This is a genomic window from Helicobacter zhangjianzhongii (assembly GCF_030249855.1).
Taxonomy (GTDB): Bacteria; Campylobacterota; Campylobacteria; order Campylobacterales; family Helicobacteraceae; genus Helicobacter_B; species Helicobacter_B zhangjianzhongii.
On sequence record NZ_JANURN010000014.1, the window covers coordinates 1 to 21,096 of the forward strand.

The 21,096-nt window shown below is 44.9% G+C and carries 18 protein-coding genes, 1 tRNA gene and 1 pseudogene; 10 read left to right on the forward strand and 10 right to left on the reverse strand.

Features of this window, described 5'->3' with window-relative positions; translation table 11 throughout:
* Nucleotides 1-238: 238 nt before the first annotated feature.
* A tRNA-Leu gene (locus tag NYG90_RS10120) sits at nt 239-323 on the forward strand.
* Between the two features lie 56 nt (nt 324-379).
* Here the strand turns inward: NYG90_RS10120 and NYG90_RS10125 are convergent.
* From NYG90_RS10125 to NYG90_RS10160, 8 genes are all read right to left on the reverse strand, one after another.
* On the reverse strand, nt 380-1,255 hold the full coding sequence (locus NYG90_RS10125) for a glycosyltransferase (protein WP_350338556.1): 876 nt from the start codon (nt 1,253-1,255) through the stop codon (nt 380-382).
* Nucleotides 1,161-1,427: a glycosyltransferase family 2 protein gene (locus NYG90_RS10130; protein WP_285265022.1), complete on the reverse strand. Its 267-nt coding sequence runs from the start codon at nt 1,425-1,427 to the stop codon at nt 1,161-1,163. Before NYG90_RS10130 ends, NYG90_RS10125 begins: the two co-directional genes overlap by 95 nt.
* 68 nt (nt 1,428-1,495) lie before the next feature.
* Nucleotides 1,496-3,136: an ATP-dependent nuclease gene (locus NYG90_RS10135; protein ID WP_285257773.1), complete on the reverse strand. Its 1,641-nt coding sequence runs from the start codon at nt 3,134-3,136 to the stop codon at nt 1,496-1,498.
* A 50-nt stretch (nt 3,137-3,186) separates the two neighbouring features.
* Nucleotides 3,187-3,960 carry a hypothetical protein gene (locus NYG90_RS10140; RefSeq protein ID WP_285265023.1) on the reverse strand — a complete coding sequence of 258 codons (774 nt, stop codon included), beginning with the start codon at nt 3,958-3,960 and terminating at the stop codon, nt 3,187-3,189.
* The gene (locus NYG90_RS10145; RefSeq protein ID WP_285257771.1) at nt 3,957-4,511 is read right to left on the reverse strand and encodes a hypothetical protein; all 555 of its coding nucleotides are present in this window, start codon (nt 4,509-4,511) and stop codon (nt 3,957-3,959) included. The genes NYG90_RS10140 and NYG90_RS10145 overlap by 4 nt, the downstream gene beginning before the upstream one ends.
* Before the next feature lie 61 nt (nt 4,512-4,572).
* Nucleotides 4,573-5,625 (reverse strand): thiamine phosphate synthase, encoded by a 1,053-nt coding sequence (locus tag NYG90_RS10150; RefSeq protein ID WP_285257770.1) that lies wholly within the window; start codon nt 5,623-5,625, stop codon nt 4,573-4,575.
* On the reverse strand, nt 5,625-6,773 hold the full coding sequence (thiH, locus tag NYG90_RS10155) for a 2-iminoacetate synthase ThiH (protein ID WP_285265024.1): 1,149 nt from the start codon (nt 6,771-6,773) through the stop codon (nt 5,625-5,627). The genes NYG90_RS10150 and thiH overlap by 1 nt, the downstream gene beginning before the upstream one ends.
* 10 nt (nt 6,774-6,783) lie before the next feature.
* Nucleotides 6,784-7,557: a thiazole synthase gene (locus NYG90_RS10160; RefSeq protein ID WP_285265025.1), complete on the reverse strand. Its 774-nt coding sequence runs from the start codon at nt 7,555-7,557 to the stop codon at nt 6,784-6,786.
* Between the two features lie 268 nt (nt 7,558-7,825).
* On the opposite strand from NYG90_RS10160, the gene NYG90_RS10165 reads away from it, so the two are divergent.
* Complete coding sequence (locus tag NYG90_RS10165; RefSeq protein ID WP_285257767.1) at nt 7,826-8,053, forward strand: hypothetical protein; 228 nt, start codon at nt 7,826-7,828, stop codon at nt 8,051-8,053.
* Nucleotides 8,054-8,297: 244 nt separating this feature from the next.
* Here the strand turns inward: NYG90_RS10165 and pbpC are convergent, their stop codons facing one another.
* Complete coding sequence (pbpC, locus tag NYG90_RS10170; RefSeq protein ID WP_285265026.1) at nt 8,298-10,466, reverse strand: penicillin-binding protein 1C; 2,169 nt, start codon at nt 10,464-10,466, stop codon at nt 8,298-8,300.
* 132 nt (nt 10,467-10,598) lie between these two features.
* On the opposite strand from pbpC, the gene NYG90_RS10175 reads away from it, so the two are divergent.
* Genes NYG90_RS10175 through NYG90_RS10190 form a run of 4 tightly spaced genes read left to right on the forward strand, consistent with a single transcriptional unit; the run spans nt 10,599 to nt 17,212 of the window.
* Nucleotides 10,599-15,833, forward strand: coding sequence for an alpha-2-macroglobulin family protein (locus NYG90_RS10175; protein ID WP_285265027.1), 5,235 nt, complete (start codon nt 10,599-10,601; stop codon nt 15,831-15,833).
* Between the two features lie 9 nt (nt 15,834-15,842).
* Nucleotides 15,843-16,634 (forward strand): DNA-methyltransferase, encoded by a 792-nt coding sequence (locus NYG90_RS10180; RefSeq protein ID WP_285257763.1) that lies wholly within the window; start codon nt 15,843-15,845, stop codon nt 16,632-16,634.
* Entirely contained in the window at nt 16,624-16,914 is a 291-nt protein-coding gene (locus tag NYG90_RS10185) for an HNH endonuclease (RefSeq protein ID WP_285257775.1), read from the forward strand. The genes NYG90_RS10180 and NYG90_RS10185 overlap by 11 nt, the downstream gene beginning before the upstream one ends.
* Nucleotides 16,915-16,936: 22 nt before the next feature.
* Nucleotides 16,937-17,212 (forward strand): HNH endonuclease, encoded by a 276-nt coding sequence (locus tag NYG90_RS10190; RefSeq protein ID WP_285257762.1) that lies wholly within the window; start codon nt 16,937-16,939, stop codon nt 17,210-17,212.
* 205 nt (nt 17,213-17,417) lie between these two features.
* Here the strand turns inward: NYG90_RS10190 and NYG90_RS10195 are convergent, their stop codons facing one another.
* On the reverse strand, nt 17,418-18,227 hold the full coding sequence (locus NYG90_RS10195) for a transporter substrate-binding domain-containing protein (protein ID WP_285257761.1): 810 nt from the start codon (nt 18,225-18,227) through the stop codon (nt 17,418-17,420).
* 549 nt (nt 18,228-18,776) lie between these two features.
* Between NYG90_RS10195 and NYG90_RS10200 the strand changes: the two are divergent.
* The 4 genes and pseudogenes from NYG90_RS10200 to rpsI all read left to right on the forward strand — a co-directional run.
* Nucleotides 18,777-19,658: pseudogene (locus NYG90_RS10200) on the forward strand (mechanosensitive ion channel family protein); the annotation flags it as partial.
* 66 nt (nt 19,659-19,724) lie between these two features.
* The gene (locus NYG90_RS10205) at nt 19,725-19,859 is read left to right on the forward strand and encodes a hypothetical protein (RefSeq protein WP_285257759.1); all 135 of its coding nucleotides are present in this window, start codon (nt 19,725-19,727) and stop codon (nt 19,857-19,859) included.
* Between the two features lie 129 nt (nt 19,860-19,988).
* Nucleotides 19,989-20,408: a 50S ribosomal protein L13 gene (rplM, locus tag NYG90_RS10210; RefSeq protein WP_115012314.1), complete on the forward strand. Its 420-nt coding sequence runs from the start codon at nt 19,989-19,991 to the stop codon at nt 20,406-20,408.
* 12 nt (nt 20,409-20,420) lie between these two features.
* Entirely contained in the window at nt 20,421-20,813 is a 393-nt protein-coding gene (rpsI, locus tag NYG90_RS10215) for a 30S ribosomal protein S9 (RefSeq protein ID WP_285257758.1), read from the forward strand.
* Nucleotides 20,814-21,096 lie beyond the last annotated feature (283 nt).

The window sequence follows — 21,096 nt, forward strand, 5'->3', positions numbered from 1 at the left end:
TAATGCCTCCCCAGAAAACTTCACTAAAACGCGCTTGTTTTTTTCCATATCTTTGTCCTTTATGTGCTTGTGTATTGTGGTGAGATTATAGGTTTTTAATATAACAAAGAGATAAATCACGCCAAGTCCAAGTCATAACTAACGCCACTAGAATCCAAGCCACGCGCCACTGCCAGCCCTTAAAGTCGCATTTTCAGCTACTTTTAAAAATTATAGATTATAATGCCCTTTTTACTTTGCGGAAGTGGCGAAACTGGCAGACGCACCAGACTTAGGATCTGGCGCCGCAAGGCATGGAGGTTCAAGTCCTCTCTTCCGCACCACTTATTGCTTGTCTCTTCATATAGCTAAATCACTACCTAAACCCTACAATGTATTGTTAAGCTTTCTCTATATCTAAAATCGTATCGATATGGTATTTTGGGCGCGATTTGATCTCTTGATAGGCTTTGCCAATGTATTCGCCAATGATCCCAAGGCTTAGGAGCTGCACACCGCTTAAAAAGCATAAAAGCACCGCTAGAGATGTCCAGCCCTGCACTGCTTGCTCTGTGCAAAGCTTCACCCATAGCGTATAGAATCCAAATAAAATAGAGAGTATAAACAGCATAGCCCCCATAGCACTCACAAAGCGCAATGGCATAATCGAAAAGCTAGTGATCCCACTCCACGCGAAAGAGAGCATTTTTCTAAGGCTGTATTTCGACTCCCCAGCAAATCTCGGCTTGACATCAAAGCACACAATATCTTGCTTGAGTCCCATATCTAGCACGATCGCGCGTAAGAAAAAGTTAGATTCTCTATAATGTGATAGGGCTTGCATAGCCTTATGACTAAGCAAGCGATAATCAGCGTGATTTTTCACAATCCTTACCCCAAAAATCCCCATAAGTTTGTAGAAAAATAGCGCGCTATATTTTTTAAACACAGAATCACTCTGCCTGTCATTGCGCACGCCAAGCACGACATCAGCACCATTGATAAACTTCTCTATAAAATCTTTGAGCTTTTCTTCATCTTGCTGCAAATCACAATCGATACTTATAGTGCAATCATATTTGCCCAGAGCATATTGCAGCCCCGCTAGCAGTGCGGCTTGATGGCCAAAATTTCTAGTAAGTTTTATAGCGATAAATCTTGGGCTTGCTGGCTTTGGTATTTCACGGGGGGGGGGGGGAATCTGTGTTTGTATTGAGCAAATGCTTAGAAAAATGCGTTTCTGCAATATCCCAAGTGCTATCGCTGCTGCCATCATCGACAAGTAGTAATGCGCTTTTGCTAGAGATTGTGCCATTTTCTATCATTTGCGTGAGTTTGGATTCTAGCACTTGCAAGCTATCTAGCAGCACTTGCTCTTCGTTGAAAGCTGGCACGATCAGGCATAGGCTTGGTTTTGCTTTTGGGTTTTGCGAGATTGCGGAATACATCTTTGCCACCTTTGGTTGATTGATGGTATTAAAGCATAAAAGCACTTAAAAATACTTGTTAGGTGTAGTTAAATACTTGCGACATTGTTGTCGTTGAAGTCAATAAGATATGTAAAGATTTCATCAAATCGTTGGGTGGTCTCTGGTGAAAGCCTGTCTTTTAGATTTGTGTTTTTAAATACACTTGAGACAATACCTGCTTGTCCGTTTTCCTTGCAAGTATCAAAGCCAAATGTTTTTCTATCTTTCTCGCTAAATAAAGATTCTATAGCATAGATATTGTTTTTTATATTCCCGCTTGCGTTTTCAAAAATATCTTTAAGTGTAATCACTGAAAGCTTACTTTTAAATTCTTTTTCAGCACCTTCTTTCATAGCCCTTCCTGCTTTGTCGTCATCTACTAGCAAAATGGGGTGGATACGCAATCTTTTTGCAAAAGTGATAAGACTTTGTGCTTTTTGTCTTTGCTCATCGCTAAAGCTTGGTTTTTTATCTTTGCTATTTTCATCACTAGATTCTGTATTATCCTTGCCACCAAGTCCGCTAATAGGCAAAAATATAAGTTTATTAGAATCTTTGTAGTCATAAATTTGACTATATGCATTTAGAATATTATAGTCCATAATGCCCTCTACAAATATAAGCTTCGTTTCATCAAACCCAATGTTATCGCCCAATGCTTTGCGTATAGCATTTAGCGTATCACTTTTCCCATAGCCTAGCATTGAGAAGTCATTGATGATAAGCGAGCCTTTTGGATTTTCTATCTTACTAGATTCCAAAGAGTTCAAAGCCTTTACAATCCGCACTTCATCAAGGTGAGCAATATCTAGCATATAGGGCGAATGTGTAGCGATGATAAATAAAATCCCACTTTTCCTGCCATAGTCTTTAAGAAAAGCTCGCAAATCCCTTTGGGCTGGTATGCTTAGGTTATTTTCCGGCTCATCTATTAGCACAATATCGCCCTTGCCAATCTCGCCTTTGTGGAGAAAATTAAAAAAGAGATTGAAAAATTTTTTAAAGCCTGTGCTTTGTCGCTCTAGATTGATTGTATCGCCATTTTTCCTTATACTTAGCTCCACAAACGCAGAATCCAACTTAATATGAAAGCTATATACAGGCTGCTCTAAACAATACAAGTTATTAAAGCGTTTGTTGATTGTGCTTGTAAAAAGATCGTTAATCTCTTTTTGCGTAGTGGTAAGATAGTCGCTATCGCTCTCGCCTTTTTCATAAGCCTCTTGTATCATCGCTATATCTTTGCGTAAGATTGTAAAGAGTGCTTGAAAAAAGCTTGATGTATCTATCTTGCTAGGCTCTACTTTTAAGTCCTTTTTAGCAATGGCATTTTCTGTATAAAGCACAATTTTTGGTCTAAAAGCAATGCCAAAATGCTCTTTGATGACATCTCTATCCTTTTGCCTTTGCATATCTTTTTGGAAGCTTTCAAGCGGCGTTTGCAGGAGGGTTTGCAAGCTTGAATCTTTGCTGAGATAGTAATCTTCTGCAGCCATACCTTGTATATTTTCATACCAAAGTTTCAAGTCTTGAATTTTTGGATTGCCTTTGAGATTGGATTCTAGGTTTTGCATAATTTGACGCGTGTTGCTTGAATATGCGTGCTGTTTATAGCTAAGGCAGTTTGCTATATGTTTTTTTGCTTTTGTGGTATCAAACTCTTTGTATTTCTCTAGTTTTTTTGGCAAGGTTGTTTCTAGTCCTTGTGGTGTTAAAGTGCCTGAAACAAAAAGTGGCTTTATCGGGGGGGGGTATCTTTAATGTAAGCTTTTGCCTCAAAATCTTCTTTTAAAAATTTTCGCAATAAACTTGCGTCATCGCAATTTTTAGGAGCTTTGGTATCGCCAATCACAAACTTACAGGCAAGTTTAATCGCCCTATCTTTGTCTTTAATCTCATCGTATTTTTTTCCAACCGCACTAAAACATTTTAATGCCTTACCACCTTGATCTGCGCTACAAAGTAACATACGATCACGCTCTGGCAAAATAAGGCGGATTTCTTCCCTATCTCCTACTTCATCGTAGCCATAGATTCCATACACTTGAGAGCTTTCAAACATATTTTGGATAAATTCACAATACTCCTCTTGCGTATCGCTTTCACTACGCTCCACACCTTTTTCTAAGCTACTTTCAGTGAAAAATATCCCAAAAGTTTTGCCCGCAAAGTTAGAATCTATACTTTGCTTTTGTGTATCGCTTGTGGATTCTGTGATTGCTTCCAATATCTTTGGGTCTGTGATTTTATACTCCAAAGTCAGTTTCGGCTCGTCCTTGTATCCGCGATAGTCTGGCTTATCGCTATCTTTTAATTTAGAATTTGCAAGGCTTACTAGCCCATCTAGCACATTGCTTTTTCCATCATTATTGCCACCAAGTAGGACCAATAACCCACCAATATGCTCTCCATCAATAGAACCTAGTTGCAACTTATTACTAAGGTGTTTTTGCTTAGAATCTACTATACCTAGATTCCTGAAATTCTCAAATATTATGCTTCGCGTATTCATTTTTGCTCCTTTATCTTAATGTCAAGTCGTAAGCCAAGCTTGTTGTAAAGCTCATTTAGTGGCGTGATTTTTGCCACTTCCTCTTCGTTTAATGCCTTTTTGCTTTTTGCTAGGATCTTTTGACACTCTAGCAAATACTCTAAAATGGGGTCTAGCACCTGCGTTTGTGCCACCATATCAATGAATTCTATTTTCACGCTGTTTTCCTTTTTCAAAAGATTTGCAATGATTTGGGCTCTATCCTGCGTGCTTTTTGCCTTTGGCTGCACGAGATTTTCTACAATATAGCTCATTGCCTTGCTTTTATCAAGATCTTTTTCGTTCATCACAAAATCAAAAAATTTTAGCAATTTTGATTCTATATTATCCTTATAACCTGTCTCATACATTTGTATGAATTTGTATGCTGTGGGACGAGAAATCTCTAAAAAATCTGCCAAATCTACAAGCCGAATCTCAATCTCTTTTAGTCGCTCTCGTAGTAGTTTTGGAGGGGCTTGACTTGTTTGGGGTGTGTTGTTGCAGGTGTTTTTACTCTTGTTTGTTGTCATTAACTTGCCTTGATTTTTTGCTCGATTGTATTGTTTTTATGTGATTATGTCAATATATATTTTACATTTTATGTAAAATATAGGCAGATTTACCTAAAGTTATGGCATTTTTGATATAAGCCTTTGGATTTGGGGCTTGCATAAGAGCTTGGCGCATACATACCCCAGAGATTGGCATATTTGCTAAAGCTGGCAGGGTTTCTAGCGTGATACCGCCGATAGCATAGAGTCCTTGTAGCACAGGACTTTGTTTTGGCGTTGGCTTTTTGCGAAAAAGCGGGGAGTTTGTGGCTCGCTGTGTCGATAGACCACTAGTCTTATCTCCTTGCTCGCCACTGCACAACCCCGCTTTTTCATCAAAACAAGGGATACCGCTCGCCGACAGGCGATGTTTCTTTAGAAAAATCCTTCCGCCTGCGGCTTTTTTATCAAACACGACTTCAGCCTGGTTGTTTGGCAATTTATCTACATTTTCAGCCTTTTTCCTAGAATCCACTTTTTCACACTCGGCTTGTTTTTCTTCTAGGATTCTAGGAGTTGCGGTGGTGCTAGCGGTGCTTTTTAAGGATTTTAGGGGGGAGCTAGACAAGAGGTCTGCGGTTCCTCTAAAATCCTTAAAATCGCCGCTATGACTACCCAAGACCGAATCCTTAGCAATAGCGATGATAGATTCTAGTAGCTTTAGCCCCCTTGGCTCGACTCCCACCTTACACGCGCTAGCAAAAATATGCCCCACGATGACATAATCCACCCATTCCCTAGCAGCCTTATACTCCTCCACACTATGCACAGAGACTCCAAGCGTGGCAAACTCCCGCCGCAAGCGCGGTAAATGTGGGATCTGCGCGCTTTGGCAGTGTAGAGCAGGCGCACCAAGCTCTCTAGCTACTTCAATAAAAGAGTGCAAAATACACGCCACTCCTGCCCTAGCGCATATCGCTAGGGCTCTCTCCGCCAGAGTGCGATACGCGCTAGCTTCCAGCTGCTTCTCTCGCAGGATAATGGCTTTTACCCCACTTTGTGCTAGCAGCTCTATGCGCTCTAGCACATCGCCCTTACAAACCCTAGAATCTGTTATGGCAACGATCTCTTTGCCCGCTTTGTTGTAGCGCATTAGCCCACATAAATACTATCGCTTAATACCGGCTGCAAGGCACTTTGCTTAAGCATAGTCATAATCTCGCCCACCCCCCTAGAATCCGCTATATCAAACTGCTCATCACCCTTTTGCTCAAAGCTTTTTCCCCCAATGCCCACAGACACCCCAGCACTCATCTTGCTCGCCCCAAGCTTGATAAACTCATCTCTTAGCCCCTTGCGCTCGCGACTAGAAATAGTGATACTTGAGTATGGCAAAAAGAGCCGATACGCGCACAGCACTTGTAGCAGCCGCTTCTCGCCCACATCTTTGGGGGAGATTTTGCGGTTGTTGATGATAGGGCGTAGGCGCGGGATTGATAGGGCGATTTCTGCGTGGGGGTAGCGTGCTTGCAAAAAATGCGCGTGCAGCGCAGTAGCAAGCGCGTCTTTGCGAAAATCCCCAATCCCTAGCAACGCGCCAAAGCCCACCCCCCTAAACCCAGCGCGTAATGCCCGCTCTTGAGCATAAAATCGATAGGGGAAGACGCATTTCTCCCCAGCAGTGTGGATTCTAGTGTAGCAAGCAGGGTCATAAGTCTCTTGAAAAATCGTTACATAATCGCAGCCATTTTCGTGCAAAAGCGCGTATTCATCGGTATTCATTGGATAAATCTCCACGCCTATGACTTTGAAATACTCCTTTGCTATGGCACACGCCTTGGCGATATACTCCACGCTCGCATACTCCCTGCCCTCGCCTGTTAGCATAAGCACTTCTTGCAAGCCACTTTGTGCGATTGCGTGCATTTCTTGGTGGATTTCACTCTCACTAAGCTTGGCGCGTGCGATTGGATTGCCCTTTTGGAATCCGCAATACACGCATTTACTCGAGCAGTGGTTGCTAAGGTAGAGTGGGGTAAAAAGAGCGATATTGCTGCCAAAATATTTGCGCTTTACTTGCGCGCTTTTTATCGCTAGCTCTTCTATAAACTCCTCTGCTGCCGGAGAGAGCAGGGCTTGCAAATGCTCGATTTGTAGGCTTGTAGCCTGCAAGGCACGCTTGACATCATCTGTGCCAAAGCTTCTCTCATCATAGCGTGCCACTTGCTCTAGCACGCACTCTAGCATATCGCTATCAAGCTGCTCCATAAAGGGCAGATATGCCATACAATCACGCCGCATAGCCCCCCCCCTAATCGCGCAAAAAGCCCAAATAATCAGCCGTGGGCGAGCTAGGCTTAGGCGCGCTTATGGGGGCTAGCCCAGCGAGATAGGCAGCCCTGCCAGCTTCCACAGCTAGCGCAAATGCGCGCGCCATTGTTGGGATAGAGCTAGATTCTGCAATAGCGGTATTTACCATAACTGCTGCTGCGCCCATTTGCATAGCCTCGCAGGCTTGAGCTGGTGAGCCAAGCCCCGCATCAACGATAATTGGCAGGGCGATTTCATCAAGCAAGATTTGGATAAATTCTTTGGCGCATAGCCCCTTATTGCTCCCAATGGGCGCGGCTAGGGGCATAATCGCCGCTGCCCCAGCATTGCACATATCGCGCGCGGCGTAGAGATCGGCTGACATATAGGGCAGGGGGGTGAAGCCATCGTTTGCCAGCAGCTCTACGGCTTTTGTGGTTTCATAGTTATTGGGTAAAAGGTATTTGCTATCCCCAATCACTTCGATTTTGATGAGGCTTGCGCCGCAAATCTCTCTAGCAAGCCGCGCGATACGCAGGGCTTCTTGCGCGTTTCTTGCCCCAGAAGTATTAGGTAGCAAGGTGATATGCTTGGGGATAAAATCTAGGATATTTTCTAGCCCTTGCGGATTGGCTCGGCGCAGAGCAAGTGTAATAATTTCTGCCTTTGCCTGCGTGATAGCGGATTCTATAAGCTCTAGGGAGTATTTGCCAGAGCCTAGGATAAAGCGGCTGGTGAAGTGGAGATTGCCTAGCTGCAAGACATCATTTTTCATTACAATCCTTGTGTTTTGTGTGTTAGCCTTCTCTTAAAGAAGCTTTTGATGAGATACTTTGCAAAGCTTAGTATGACAATGGGCTAGTGGCTAGAATCCACTTTTGCTAAGGGATTCAGCTTGCGGACTAGAATCGTGGATTTCATCGGTTCACTGCGTCAATAGACCATCAGTCTTATCTCCTTGCTCACCTACGAAAAGCTACGATTCTAGTCTCGCAATCTTAGAATCCCATTGGGCAACAAACTCCAACCCCTAGAATCCACTTTTGGCAATTTTGTTCGCAAGTTTTACAAGTGGATTCTGGGTTTGCATTTTCGGCGTTTTCCCTAGAATCTCACTAGCGGCGTGTTTTGCTGTCATTGGCTTGCACCTCGTGGCAATCCATAGCCTAATAACTAGAATCCACTTTTTGTGTTTGTCAAAAGTGGATTCTAGGGGTTTGATTCAAGGGTGCGATGGGGCTTTGGCTTTGGGGGTGTGCTTGCGTATGTAGCTTAGTTTGACACACTTTGGCACAGCTTTCAAATAACACGACCAAACCGATCGGCGCAAATTGTAGCGCAAAACCACGCCATTTTTGCAAAAATCTTGCAAGCCTCCGCGCACTAGCTTTGCTAACGCTCTTTTCCACGCCTAGCTTGCCACGCCCTTAGCACCAAAGCCCTGCGCGTGTGGCAAGCTAGATCTATCGCGCAAGCCTAGAGATCATAGAGAGATTATAGAGACTAATATAAGGCTTATTCCAAGACTCTAAATCGCACGGTAGAGTGCTCGCCGCCTTGCGTGATGACATAGAGCGTGTTTGTGCCAATTTTGGGCGAGATTTTTAGCCGTCCAATGTGGCTTGTGCCGATAAACTCGCTGTTGAGAAAAAAGTAGGCTAGCTCTTTGCTACGCACTAGTGCCACAATGCCATCATCGCTATGAGATAGGCGCGAGAAGCGCAGATCTTGGGTGGGGTAGATGATGATAGAGCTATCTTTGTCTAGCTGCTCTTTGGTGCGCAAGGGCTTGGCGTAATAAGGCATAGTAGCGAGCCTAGCATTTTTCTCCAAAGTGCGATAGCCATCGCTATCGATACGCACTTGGCGGAATCTAGGCGTGCTGCTCCACTTGCCCACTTGTCTCCACTCCTTAAACTCGCGCGCATTATTGCCACCTAAAAGCTCAAAAATATCAAACATAGCCACCCCAGCGATTTCTCTGCCTGTGAGATTGGTGCTAGATTTTGCGTTGAAGTTCCCGCCCCACACTGCTACGACAAACTCATCGCTCACCCCAATCGCCCAGCTATCGACATTGCCATAGCTTGTGCCACTCTTCCACGCCACTTTATGCGCAAAAACAGAGCTTCTAGTATTTATGGGGAGATTGAGCAGAGCTTCTAGGGTTAGATACGCGCTTGCTTGGGAGATACCGGCTCTAGCTGATGTATGGATATACTCTTGTGTGAGATCTTTTGGGGGGCTTTTTTGTGCTTGTGTGGGCTCTTTTGTGCCTTGCTCTAAAAGATTTGGCGCGATAAACTCCCCGCCGCGTCTTAGCCCTAGGTAGAGTGTAGCAAGCTGGTAGAGACTAAGCTCCTTTGTCCCAAGTATTAGAGAAAGCCCATATTTGGCATAATCGCGGTCGCTAAAGGGTGCATTTTCGCGCAAAAAGTAGAAAAACTCCTGCACGCCATACTCCTGCAGCAGTGCCACAAAGGGTGCATTAAGTGAGTTGCGCAATGCCCATAGCGCACTTGCTTGCCCATAGAATTGGCGTGAATTGTTGTGGGGATTGAAATTGCCGTAGAATTGATTGGTATCTTTGAGCTTGGTTTGAGGGATTATCAGCCCAGAGTCTAGGGCTAGTGCGTAGAGAAATGGCTTAAGCGTTGAGCCGACATTGCGCTTTGCTTGCACGCCATCAACTTGCCCAAGCTGCGCTAGATCATAAAAATCCTGCGAGCCGACATAGCCTAAGACATCGCCGCTTTTTGCTTCTATCACAAGGCAGGAGAGATTTGCCACGCCTTTATCTTGTGTGATTTGGGCGTAGTCTTTGAGCATAGATTCTAGGTGTAGCTGGAGCGGCTTGCTAAGCGTGGTGCGCAAGACTCTTTTGCCTAAGTGCTTGGCTAGGTGGCGCGTTAAGTGCGGGGCTATGGAGTTTGCCCGCTCTAAAGTGGGGGCTGGCTCTAGTAGAGCTAGCTTGTAGTCCATCTCGCTAATGAGTCTAGAATCTAACGCTCTTTTTAGCAGCATATCGCGCTTTTGTAGGAGCTTTTGCGGATTGGTGAAAAGCAGGTTGGGCGTGTTTGGCAGCACAGCGAGCAAGGCGGCTTGGGCTGGGGTTAGGCTCTCTAGCTGGCGGTGGAAGTAGAGCAGGGCGGCACTCTTTATGCCCACAATATTGCTGCCATAGGGAGTATTATCAAGATAGAGGCGCAAGATTTCTTGCTTGCTTGTGCTAGATTCTAGGCGCAGGGCTTGGAGGGTCTGGGTGAATTTGTTCCACAAGGTGCGCTTATCTCTGCTGCCAAGCTTTGCCACTTGCATAGTGATAGTGCTAGCCCCGTGGCGTTTCTGGCGGGTGAGATTGACCCAAATCGTGCGAGCAAGTGCTAGCAAATCTACCCCATAGTGCTCATAAAACCGCTTATCTTCATAGAGTATGACAAGGCTTTGCACAAGCTCTGGCAGCGGGGTTTTGTCCGTATTGATGCTGACTTTGAAATTATCTTGCTCATTGACAAAAAAGCTTAGCAGCTCATCATCTCTATCAAAGCTTACTAAGGATTCTTGTTCAAAGGTAAGCCTGCTTGTATCACTAAGCACCCACAATAAGCCCACAAAAGCCGCACAAAGCCCCACCACACTCCATAATCTTAAGCGTTTTGTAGGGATATTTTGGGGCTTTGGCATAGCAGCACCTTGGGGCATAAATGGTAAAAACAGGCGATATATATATATATATTACTTGCTATAATACACGGCTTAAGCCAAAAGTAGCCTAAACACTAGCAAACTTCAAGCAACACATCTTAAGGAGACACAATGCCAGAATCTAGCTCAACCCCTAGCCAAACAAACTTAGAGTCCAACACCATAGCAAGCATTCTCGCGCGCAAAAAGCCGCTGATCATAGCTCTAGCTTGCGTGCTTGTAGCCCTTGGGCTATTTGCTATCTTTGCTTCTAAAAGCCCCACGCAAGCCAAAGAAGCCCTGCAGGTGCGCTTTGGTCTTCCTACCTTTATGGTGCAAGATTCTAGCGTAGAGATTACCCTGCCAATTTTCACAAGCACCGCTATGCAAGCTCACGCGCTAGCGGAGCAAATCTTCATAGATTCCGCTCCTATATCGCCTTCACAGCTCACAGAGCAAAGCCCGCACGAGTGGGAGCTGCGCTTTAGCGCGCCCAAAGAGTCTAAAGAGTATAAAATCCAAGTGGCAAAGGACTTTAGCAAAGCAATCACTTTAGATTCTAGTAGCAAGAGTGCCAAAGTGCTTGGCATACAAGCATATAGCAGGCAAAAGACGCTAGAAATCTACCTTGACAAAGACTTGCACCTAGATTCACAAAAGGCGCGAAGTAGTGTAAAAGTGCTAGATTCTGCTAGTAGAGATGTGATTGATAAAGTGCTGGTGCAAGGCAGCAGGCTTATCATCACCGGGGAGTTTAAGCCAAATGCCACTTATACTATCGCATATACCCACCCAATCGATGAGAAAGACATAAGCATAAGCTTCCCAGCCCTCCAGCCGGAGCTGAAGTTTGCCCAAGCAGGCACGATGATGAGCCGCGATGGTGATGTGAAAATCGGTGTGCTTAGCACAGGAGTGAGAAAAAGCACGCTTAGTATCTATAAAATCCCTGATGAAAACCTAGCCAATGCCCTGCAGTATTCGTCTGGGTATGACTCTTTTGGTGATAAGATCTTTGAGCAAGAAATTAGCTTTGACCTTAGTAAAGATCAAACTCAAAGCGTGCTTGATCTAAGAGAGCTCCTAAAGCAAGATACACAAAAAGGCGCGTATGTGCTAGCTTTTAGGACAAAAAGCAGCGATCTTGTGTATCCAAATAAAGAGGGCGATGATGAATGGGATGAATGGGCGGGAGATGATGAGTGGGTAGCATACTCCCAAAGCCCTAGCAAGCTGCTTATCATCTCAAATATCGCTTTAATCGCTGAGCAAGATGGAGAGAAGATCAATGCCTATGCCTTTGACTCTAGCTCTAGCGAGCCGCTCTCTAGTGTCAAGCTCTCTTTGTTTTCAAGCACGCATCGCTTGATAGATTCTGCCACGAGCGATTCTAAAGGCTTTGCCACACTTAGCACCTACAAATCAAGCGCACTAGGGGGCAAGATCATAAAAGATAAAGACAATGAGCCTTCAAAAGACTATGCCCTGCGTCCAGCCTATATCATCGCAGAATCTAATAATGATAAATCCTATATCCCCCTGCGCTATGATGGACGCTTTTATGATGGTGTGGATACAAGCGGTGCGCAGAGCAGGAAGCGCAAGGTTTTCACCTACACAGATAGGGGGCTGGCAAATCCCGGAGAGTCTATCCAGCTTAATGCCCTAGTGCGCGATGAGCGGATACAAGATGCGCCCATTTTGCTTACTATAATCAACCCGCGCGGACAAAAGGTGCTAAAAGATAAGCCTATAAAGCCCATAGGCTATGGACTTTATAGCTATGTGTTTGACACTGATGCTACTACCCTAACCGGCGGCTATCGCGCGATTTGGAGTATAGGGAGTGAGAGCTTTAGCAGGAATTTCCAAGTCGAGCACATCACGCCCAATAAAATCCGCGTAGATATTGATGCGCCAAAGAGTCTCACAAAGGACAAGGACAGCCTAGCCTTTTACCTAGAGAGCAGCTACCTTACAGGCGCGAAGTCTGCAGGGCTAGCCTATCGGGTCAATCTCCAAGCCACGCCACTGCAATACAAATCAAAAGCCTACTCAAGCTTTGACTTCACACTGCCAAACACACAATCTGGCTATGACAAAAATCTGCAAGGCACTTTAGATGAGAGTGGCAGAGCAAGCTTCTCACTCCCACTTAGTGATCTTGCTAGCTCACAGAATCTACGGCTAGGGATTAAGGCGCAAGTGTTTGAAGCCACCGGACACCCTGTGATAAACGGCACGGCGGTGGAATATTTTGGCTCTGGTAGTGTGATAGGTGTGGGGCAGATCCCGCACTATGTGGATCTAAGCCAGCCTTTATCGCTGCCTATAGTCGTGCTAGATCCGCTAAAAGACACCCCCATAGCCAATAGAGCAATCCGCTATAAAATCTACCGCAACAATCGCTACTGGTGGTTTGACTATGATGTGCAAGAGCGATTTAATGCCAAAATCAAAAGCGATATAAACACCACACTCATTAAAGAAGGCAGCATTACTTCTGCTGCTAAGCCTATCGCGCTAGAAGAAGATCTACGCTCTTTGGTAGAAGACTATGACTCTGTGTTTATCGAGCTAGATGATGGAGTAAGTGCGCCTAAGGTCGTGTGGCTTGTGGCAGATATGTATGGCGATGCCGCCATTAAGGCAAATCCTATGCAGCTGCCCATAGAGCTTGATAAGTCGCATTATGATATAGGGGAGAGTGCGCAGATACGCTTCAATGCCAAAGGCTTTAACTACGCGCTTATCACGCTAAGTCAGGGGGATTTGATCTTTAGCAGCGAGCTTGTAGCAATCAATACGCCAAGCACCACGCCTAAGATGAGCTATACGATCCCCATCATCGCCAAATACGCTCCTAATGTCGATGTGAGCGTAACTCTTGTGGCAAAAGATGCGCCCTCTAGTGGGCTAGAATCTAGCGCGGATAAAAAGCGTGCTGCCATTAAGCGAAGCTTTGGGGTGATCACTATCCCTGTGCAAGACCCTAGCCTTAAGCTTGCTCCAGTGATCAATGCACCAGAATCTATCAAGCCCGGCTCAAAGCTACATATAGAGATCGCCAATCCTAACAAGCGCAAAATGGCTTACACGCTTGCAATCGTTGATGAGGGGATCTTAAATATCATCAACTTCCGCACGCCAGATCCTATGAAGCTCTACACCAAGATTAACTACGGCATTATGCATTATGATAATTTTGATGAGTTTATGGAGCGACTCTTTGGCATAGTGCATCAAAGTGTGCTAATCGGCGGCGATGAAGAGGCTCTAACCCAAGCTGCTAACTTTAGCAAAAAGCGCAGAGAAAATCTCATCTACTTCACAAGTGGGCTAAGTGATGATAGCGGCAAAGCAAGCATAGAATACCAGCTGCCAAACTATGTAGGCAGCGCGCGCATAATGCTTGTAGCAAGTGAGCAGGGCAGTGTAGGCAGCGCAGAATCTAGCGTCCAAATCGCCCAAGCTGCCAATCTCTACTCCAATATCCCTGATGAAATTAAGCTCAATGACACCATTATCGCGCCTGTTGAGGTGATCGCCCAAGATGGCGTGGCACTAAAGAGTGTAGAGATAGAATCTAGCGGCGAAGTTGCAATCAAAAAGCTAGAATCTAGTATGAACGACAAGCGCACGCGCTTTATGCAATACCTTGCCATAAGCCCTAAAAAGCTAGGAGAAGCAGAAGTTACAATCACAAGCAAAGTGCAAGTAGATTCTAGCGACCCAAGCAAGATAAGCCAGAAGCAAATCACCCAAAGCAACCGCTATATCCTACACACCACCACACCTACTCCAGCCCAGACACAAGAAGAGCTTTTTTCCTTACAGGCAAAAGAGCGCAAGGAGTTTAAGCCAAGCACAGTATATGTGCCAGAATCTCTTACACGCAAGCTTACCATCTCGCCTACGCTGCTTTTCTCATATCAAGATAAGGTCGAGTATCTACTCTCATATATTTATGGCTGCATTGAGCAAAGTGTCTCTGCGACTATGCCGCTACTGCTTGGCTTTGATGGCACGCGATTTGAGAGTGAAGAAAGCAGAAAAGCTAAGGTGCAAAAGTCCATAAACCGCATTGTCAAATTCCAGCATAGTAGTGGGGGCTTTGGGTATTGGATCGATTCTAAAGAGGACAATGCCTTTGGCAGTGATTATGCCGCGCTTTTCCTTACTATCGCAAAAGCTAAGGGCTATGAAGTGCCAGAATCTAGCCTAAAATCCTACGCGCACTATGCTTCAAGGCGCGTGCAAGCACCAAGCGAGCTCGATCCGCTTAAGACTTTGCCGCTCTTTGTCCTAGCACTAGCTGGCACGCCAAATATTGCTGCGATGAATCAAGTCTATACGCAAAGCTTTGCACAGCTCTCAATGCGAGAGAAGCTAGCTTTGGCTGCTAGCTATAAGCTTAGTGGGCTAGATAGCATTAGCAAAGAGATCCGCGCCAAGCTCCCAGCCAACTTGCTTGAAGCAAGCCACTATCGTAAAAATGTCGATGACTTTGATCGCGTGTTTGGCGGCTATTATTACTATGGAAGTGCGCTAAGCAATCAGGCTTTAAGCGCGTATTTCTTATCTATCATTGATGAGAAGCCGCATTTAGCCCTGCTAAACTCCCTTGCTAAATCTCTCCAAGATGAGCGGTGGCTTGGCACGCAGGATATTGCTACAAGCTTGCTTGCTCTAAGCACGCTAGATTCTAGCGACTCTAAGGCGGTGCGCTTTATCCTAAATGGCAAGGAGCATAGTATCACCAAGCCTACAACCTTCAAGCTAGGAGATGGCACAGAGAGCTTGCAAGCCCTAGATACACTCTATGTCTCTTTGGCAAGCACGGGCGTGCCTAGTGCTAGCCCGCTTGCACTCCCAGCTAGCTCGCAGAATTTGGCTCTGCAAAGGGAGTTTTTCAAAATCGATGATAATGGCGTGCGCGTAAGTATTGACCCTGCTACGCTTAAAAAGGGCGATGAGTTTTACATCGCACTAAAGCTTAGCAACCTTGGCGCAAAGCCCGTGCGCAACCTAGCTCTCACGCAAATTATCCCATCTGGCTGGGAGATCCAAAACACGCGCATTACTAATGATGATGAGCAAGGCTCACAAGCTAGCCCTGATCGCGCCTTTATGCAGGCAAACAACCGCGCAAGCTATATGGATATAGGGCGCGATAGGGTGTCGTTTTTCTTCGATGAGTGGCTAGATTTTGGCTCTGGTGCGACCACCTACAACACGCACCAAGTCTTTATCAAATGCACCGCCACGCTTGCTGGGGAGTATATCTTAAGCCAAGCTTTGGCAGAAGCTATGTATGATGGCGAATTTTTCGCCAAAACAAGCGCACTTGCCGTGCGTGTGAGATAGGGCGTAGCAATGCCACTACACGGCACGCCCTTTAACTACAAGAATGCGATATTGTTTAATCATACCTGTCTTGATAAGACACTTTTGCAAGAAAACTCGCTTGATTTAATTACCACTTCCCCACCTTATAATGTGGGTATTGAATACAACTCCAATGAAGATTCTAACTCTTATGAAAGCTATTTGGAATTCTCTCAAAAATGGATAGAAAATTGCTATTTTTGGGCAAAAGATGGGGCAAGATTTTGCCTAAATATCCCACTTGACAAAAACAAAGGCGGACAGCAAAGTGTGGGGGCGGATGTAACCACTTTAGCAAAGCAAATTGGCTGGAATTATCACAGCACAATCATTTGGAATGAGGGTAATATCTCACGCCGCACAGCTTGGGGAAGTTGGCTTAGTGCATCAGCCCCTTATGTTATCGCACCTGTAGAGCTTATAGTCGTGCTTTATAAGGGAGCTTGGAAGAAAAAACATAAGGGGGAGAGTGATATAAGCAAGGAAGAGTTTATGGCTTGGACGAATGGATTATGGAGCTTTAATGGAGAATCTAAAAAACGCATAGGACACCCAGCCCCTTTTCCTAGAGAGCTGCCGAAGCGATGCATTAAGCTATTTTCTTATGTGGGCGATGTGGTGCTTGATCCATTTTGTGGCAGTGGCACGACAATGATAGAATCTTATCTTAACAATCGGCGCTTTATTGGTATTGAGCTAGATAGGGAATATTGCGAACTAAGCAAAAAACGATTTTTAGAAGCAATAGAAAAAGAAAGGGGAATTTTTGATGAAAAATAATGGCTCTCAACTTGATTTAATAATGGAATTTTTTAAGGCAAATCCAAAGCGAGATATTAAACACCCTGAAGTGGTGGATTGGGTGGTTAAAGAATGGCAAAAACGCACAGGAAAAGTTTTTAGAGATCCGGATAGGGGTATTAGGAGTTTGCACCAAAGAGGCTATTTGCAAAAGATTGCAAAGGGAGTTTATCGTTATGACCCAGATTTTGTAAATTTAAGGCAAGATTTAGAGGACTTTAGCCCAGCTTTAAAAAAAGCAGATTTTAGAGCGAGATGATTATAAATGTGTGATATGTGGAATGGGCAAAAAAGAAGGAGTGGAGCTGCATATAGACCATATAAAGCCAAAGGATTTAGGTGGAAAAGCAGTTTTAGAAAATGGGCAAACTCTATGTAGTAGGCATAATTTTTTAAAGAAAAATCTAAAGCAAACTGAAACAGGTAAAAAGATGTTTATCCAAATGTTAGAATCTGCAAAAGATTCTGGTGAGAGTGAGCTTGTGGCATTTTTAGAAGAGGTTTTAAGCATTTATGAAAAGCATAAGATCAATGGGCATATAGTGTGGAAAAAGTAGAAGTATAATTGCAAATTTTATAATGAAATGCTTAGATGAGATCCTTGGGCTATAAGATCGTATGGTCTCTATCCCAAAAGAGCTAGATAGAAAAGCTAGAATCCAAAATCCACCCATAGAGTGAAAGAGTCAGTGAGCGATTTACGCAGTGTGTGCTTAGGGCTGGTTAGACTCTGTGCTTGGGGTATGTGCAAGACTAGGCTATCTAGCGCAAGGATTGCTCATCATCATAGGATTGCAGCGCACTTGAGAAAGCCTGCTTGAGAAATCCTTCTTTATGCAAGATAGTGATTTCTTTATCAAGCCAATTGTGCAAGCTGGTGCTAGATGATTTAAGCAGTGGTGCTATGGGATAAGGGTCGCCTAGGGCTGGCACACTTATGACAAAGCTTGGATTCTGGCGGGCAAGTGCTGTGATGATCATATCGCTATCGGCGAAGTAGGTGTTTTCCTCTCGCACAAAGCTAGCAAGGCATTCACGCAGATCTAGGCAGGTTTGCAGAGTGATTGTGGGGTAGTTGCTAGCAAAATACGCCGCAGCTATGGAGTCTTGGCGCACAAGCACCGCAGAGGCTGCTAGCTCTTGTATGCCTTTGGGCTGACTACTCTTGCCTAGCACGCTGATATTTGCATACATATAGGGCGTGCTAGAGATTAGAGCGTGCGGATTTTCTGCTATGGCAAAGGAGCTTGCTAGCACGATGTCAAGCTCGCCAGATTCTAGGAGCTTGTAGGCTAGCTCTTGTGTGATCGCCTGAAAACTCACGCGCGATTCATCGCCTAAGAGATCTTTGGCAAGCTTTTTGCCAAGCAGCACTTCAAGCCCAGCAAACTCCCCCCTAGAATCCACATAGCCAAAGGGCGGTGTCGCCTTAGATATGCCGATATGTAGTATGCGCCGATCTTTGATAGAATCTAGGGAGTTTTCACACCCTAGAAGCAGTAGCACACCAAGTAGCCCAAGCATTATGCGCACCTTTTTGCCAAACTGCCAAAATCGCTGATAATATCGCACACTTGCCCCTTGAGATAGTATAATCAATCAATCCCACATCATAGCGCAAGATAGATTAAGCACAAATACAAGCATAAATCACGCCAAATACGCTACAATCCACCGAAATCTCCCCAAAGGACTAGGTGTATGAAGCTATTTCTCGTGCTTTTTTGCGCATTTCCCTATCTCATCTATGCAAATCCACTCGCCACAGAAAGCACACTGCTTGAGCAAAAGATCCGCGATATGCTATCAAGTGCGGTTAGGTTTGTAGAATCTATCCTGCCAGCATTTTGCGCAAGCCCAATGTGTGCGAAAATCCTTTTAAGCATAGGGATTTTTATCGTGCTATGGCTGTGTCGCTCTTCTTTGGCAAAACTTGCGATTTATTGCATTGATATGATCTTGCACCTATCTAAGCAAGATACACAGACAAGGCGGCAGATCCAAAGGGCGTTGATGAAGCCTATCACGCTCTTTTTGCTTGTGATGAGTGTCAATATCTCGCTTGATGTGCTTTACCTCCCAGATCCTTCACCTAAGGGGCTTGAAGTGTGGTTTAAAGTCGTGTATGTCATCAATGGCACTTGGTTTATTATCATCATTTCACAAGGCTATGTTGCAGCACTTCTTGCTAGCCTAGCGCAAAAACGAGGCGATCACTTCCGCCGCGAAGTCATCAATCTCTTGCTGAAAATCGGGTATTTTATCATCGTGGTTATCGCGCTATTGTGGATTCTAAAGATACTAGGCTTTAATATCTCTGCCATTATCGCTTCTCTTGGGCTTGGTGGGCTAGCAGTAGCCCTTGCGGTCAAAGATATGCTGGCAAATTTCTTTGCTTCTGTGATGTTGCTATTTGATAACTCTTTCTCACAAGGTGAGCGCATACAATGCGGCGATGTTGATGGCGTGGTAGTGGAGATGGGCTTGCGGCGCACGACTATCCGCACCGGTGATAATGCCCTTGTGCTAATCCCAAACGCCGAGCTTGCGAATAAATCTATCATCAATTGGAGTAGGCGCAAGGCAGGCAGGCGGATCTACTTCTCACTAGGGCTTACCTATGGCACGCCACCGGATAAGATTTTGCAATGTATAGAATCTATTAAGGCAATGCTACTAGCCCACCCCCTAATCGCCAAGGAATCCACCGCCCAAGATACGCTGGAGTATGGCTTGCACTTGAAGCGATCCATAGTCTCGCTTGATGATTATCTAGGCTACAAATACTCTATCTATGTCGTGCTAGATGAGCTAGCAGATAGCTCGATGAATATTTTGGTGTATTGCTTTAGCAAAGGAGTGAGCTTAGAGGAATATCTTTTGGCAAAAGAGCAGGTTATCATAGAGATTTTGCGCATTGTCGATAAGCTCGGGCTATCGCTGGCTTTCCCTAGTCAAAGTCTCTATGTAGAATCTCTCCCACATCAAGCAAGCTTTACTTAGATAGTGGCTTAGATTGGCAAGCTTGTGGATAGGCTCTTGGTCTCTGCGTGCTTGGCTTAAGTGAGTTTGGCAGTCGCACAAGGCTTCACGCTAGAATCCACTTTTTACACACATTGTTGTATGACATCGCTAGGCTTGGGGGGTTGTAGCGATCTTTTAGAAATAGATTCTAGCTTAAAAGTGGATTCTAGCTTGTGGTAATCAAACCTTAAACTTCACAAAATTTAAGCCCTATTTAAGCGTATTTTACCTAGAATCACGCCTTTAATCTATCCGCATATAGTGCGCTTGATAGCGCGTATATCGGCATATCAAGGAGATCTTATGAATATGACACGATCGATGAAAGCAAGCGAGATTACACGAGAGTGGTATGTGATTGATGCGACAGATAAGACATTTGGGCGACTCATCACAGAGGTCGCGACACTATTGCGAGGCAAGCATAAGCCTAGCTACACGCCCAATGTGGATTGCGGTGATTTTGTGGTCATCATCAATGCCACTAAGGTCAAATTCAGCGGTGTGAAACTTCAAGATAAAGAATACTTCACGCATTCTGGGTATTTTGGCAGCACAAAGTCCAAAACCTTAGAAGAAATGCTAAACAAAACGCCAGAGAAGCTCTACCACCTAGCCGTGCGCGGTATGCTTCCTAAAACTAAGCTTGGCAGAGCGATGATCAAAAAGCTCAAAGTCTATCAAGGCAGTGATCACCCCCACACAGCTCAAATCTCAAAAAGCAAATAAAGGACATAAACAATGGCAAAAAAAGTGTATGCAACAGGCAAAAGAAAGACAGCGATCGCAAAGGTATGGCTAAGCAATGGTAGCGGTAAGCTTATGGTCAATGATATGACACTCAATGAATGGCTCGGAGGACACGAAGCCATTAAGAAAAAGGTGCTACAGCCCCTAGTGCTAACCAAGCAAGAAAAATCCGTAGATATAGTAGCTAAGGCTTTTGGCGGTGGGTATTCTGCGCAGGCAGAGGCTGTGCGACACGGGATTTCCAAAGCATTGAATGAATACGATAGAGCATTCCGTGCGATCTTGAAGCCCAAAGGCTTGCTAACGCGCGACTCCCGCGTTGTCGAGCGCAAAAAATACGGGAAGCGAAAAGCCCGCCGAAGCCCACAATTCTCTAAACGCTAGTGGATTCTAGGCGGATACGCTCATTTGGCAGGCACTAGAAGCCAAGGTCTAGTGCTAGCTCTCTCGCACAGAGCAATCCTATGCGCTAGGCTTTATAACGCTTAAGTAGCTATGCCCTAGAATCTACATAGCCTTATGCGTGCTAGTGCTATGCTATCGCGTGCTTGCTTGCTATCGTGATTGTGCGCAAACCTATAATCTCACCACAATACACAAGCACATAAAGGACAAAGATATGGAAAAAAACAAGCGCGTTTTAGTGAAGTTTTCTGGGGAGGCATTA

Coding starts and splice junctions, on each gene's coding strand:
- NYG90_RS10125 (WP_350338556.1), bottom strand. CDS start 1,255: ATGATGGCAGCAGCGATAGCACTTGGGATATTGCAGAAACGCATTTTT.
- NYG90_RS10130 (WP_285265022.1), bottom strand. CDS start 1,427: ATGTATTCCGCAATCTCGCAAAACCCAAAAGCAAAACCAAGCCTATGC.
- NYG90_RS10140 (WP_285265023.1), bottom strand. CDS start 3,960: ATGAATACGCGAAGCATAATATTTGAGAATTTCAGGAATCTAGGTATA.
- NYG90_RS10145 (WP_285257771.1), bottom strand. CDS start 4,511: ATGACAACAAACAAGAGTAAAAACACCTGCAACAACACACCCCAAACA.
- NYG90_RS10150 (WP_285257770.1), bottom strand. CDS start 5,625: ATGCGCTACAACAAAGCGGGCAAAGAGATCGTTGCCATAACAGATTCT.
- thiH (WP_285265024.1), bottom strand. CDS start 6,773: ATGCGGCGTGATTGTATGGCATATCTGCCCTTTATGGAGCAGCTTGAT.
- NYG90_RS10160 (WP_285265025.1), bottom strand. CDS start 7,557: ATGAAAAATGATGTCTTGCAGCTAGGCAATCTCCACTTCACCAGCCGC.
- pbpC (WP_285265026.1), bottom strand. CDS start 10,466: ATGCCAAAGCCCCAAAATATCCCTACAAAACGCTTAAGATTATGGAGT.
- NYG90_RS10175 (WP_285265027.1), top strand. CDS start 10,599: ATGCCAGAATCTAGCTCAACCCCTAGCCAAACAAACTTAGAGTCCAAC.
- NYG90_RS10180 (WP_285257763.1), top strand. CDS start 15,843: ATGCCACTACACGGCACGCCCTTTAACTACAAGAATGCGATATTGTTT.
- NYG90_RS10185 (WP_285257775.1), top strand. CDS start 16,624: ATGAAAAATAATGGCTCTCAACTTGATTTAATAATGGAATTTTTTAAG.
- NYG90_RS10190 (WP_285257762.1), top strand. CDS start 16,937: ATGGGCAAAAAAGAAGGAGTGGAGCTGCATATAGACCATATAAAGCCA.
- rplM (WP_115012314.1), top strand. CDS start 19,989: ATGACACGATCGATGAAAGCAAGCGAGATTACACGAGAGTGGTATGTG.
- rpsI (WP_285257758.1), top strand. CDS start 20,421: ATGGCAAAAAAAGTGTATGCAACAGGCAAAAGAAAGACAGCGATCGCA.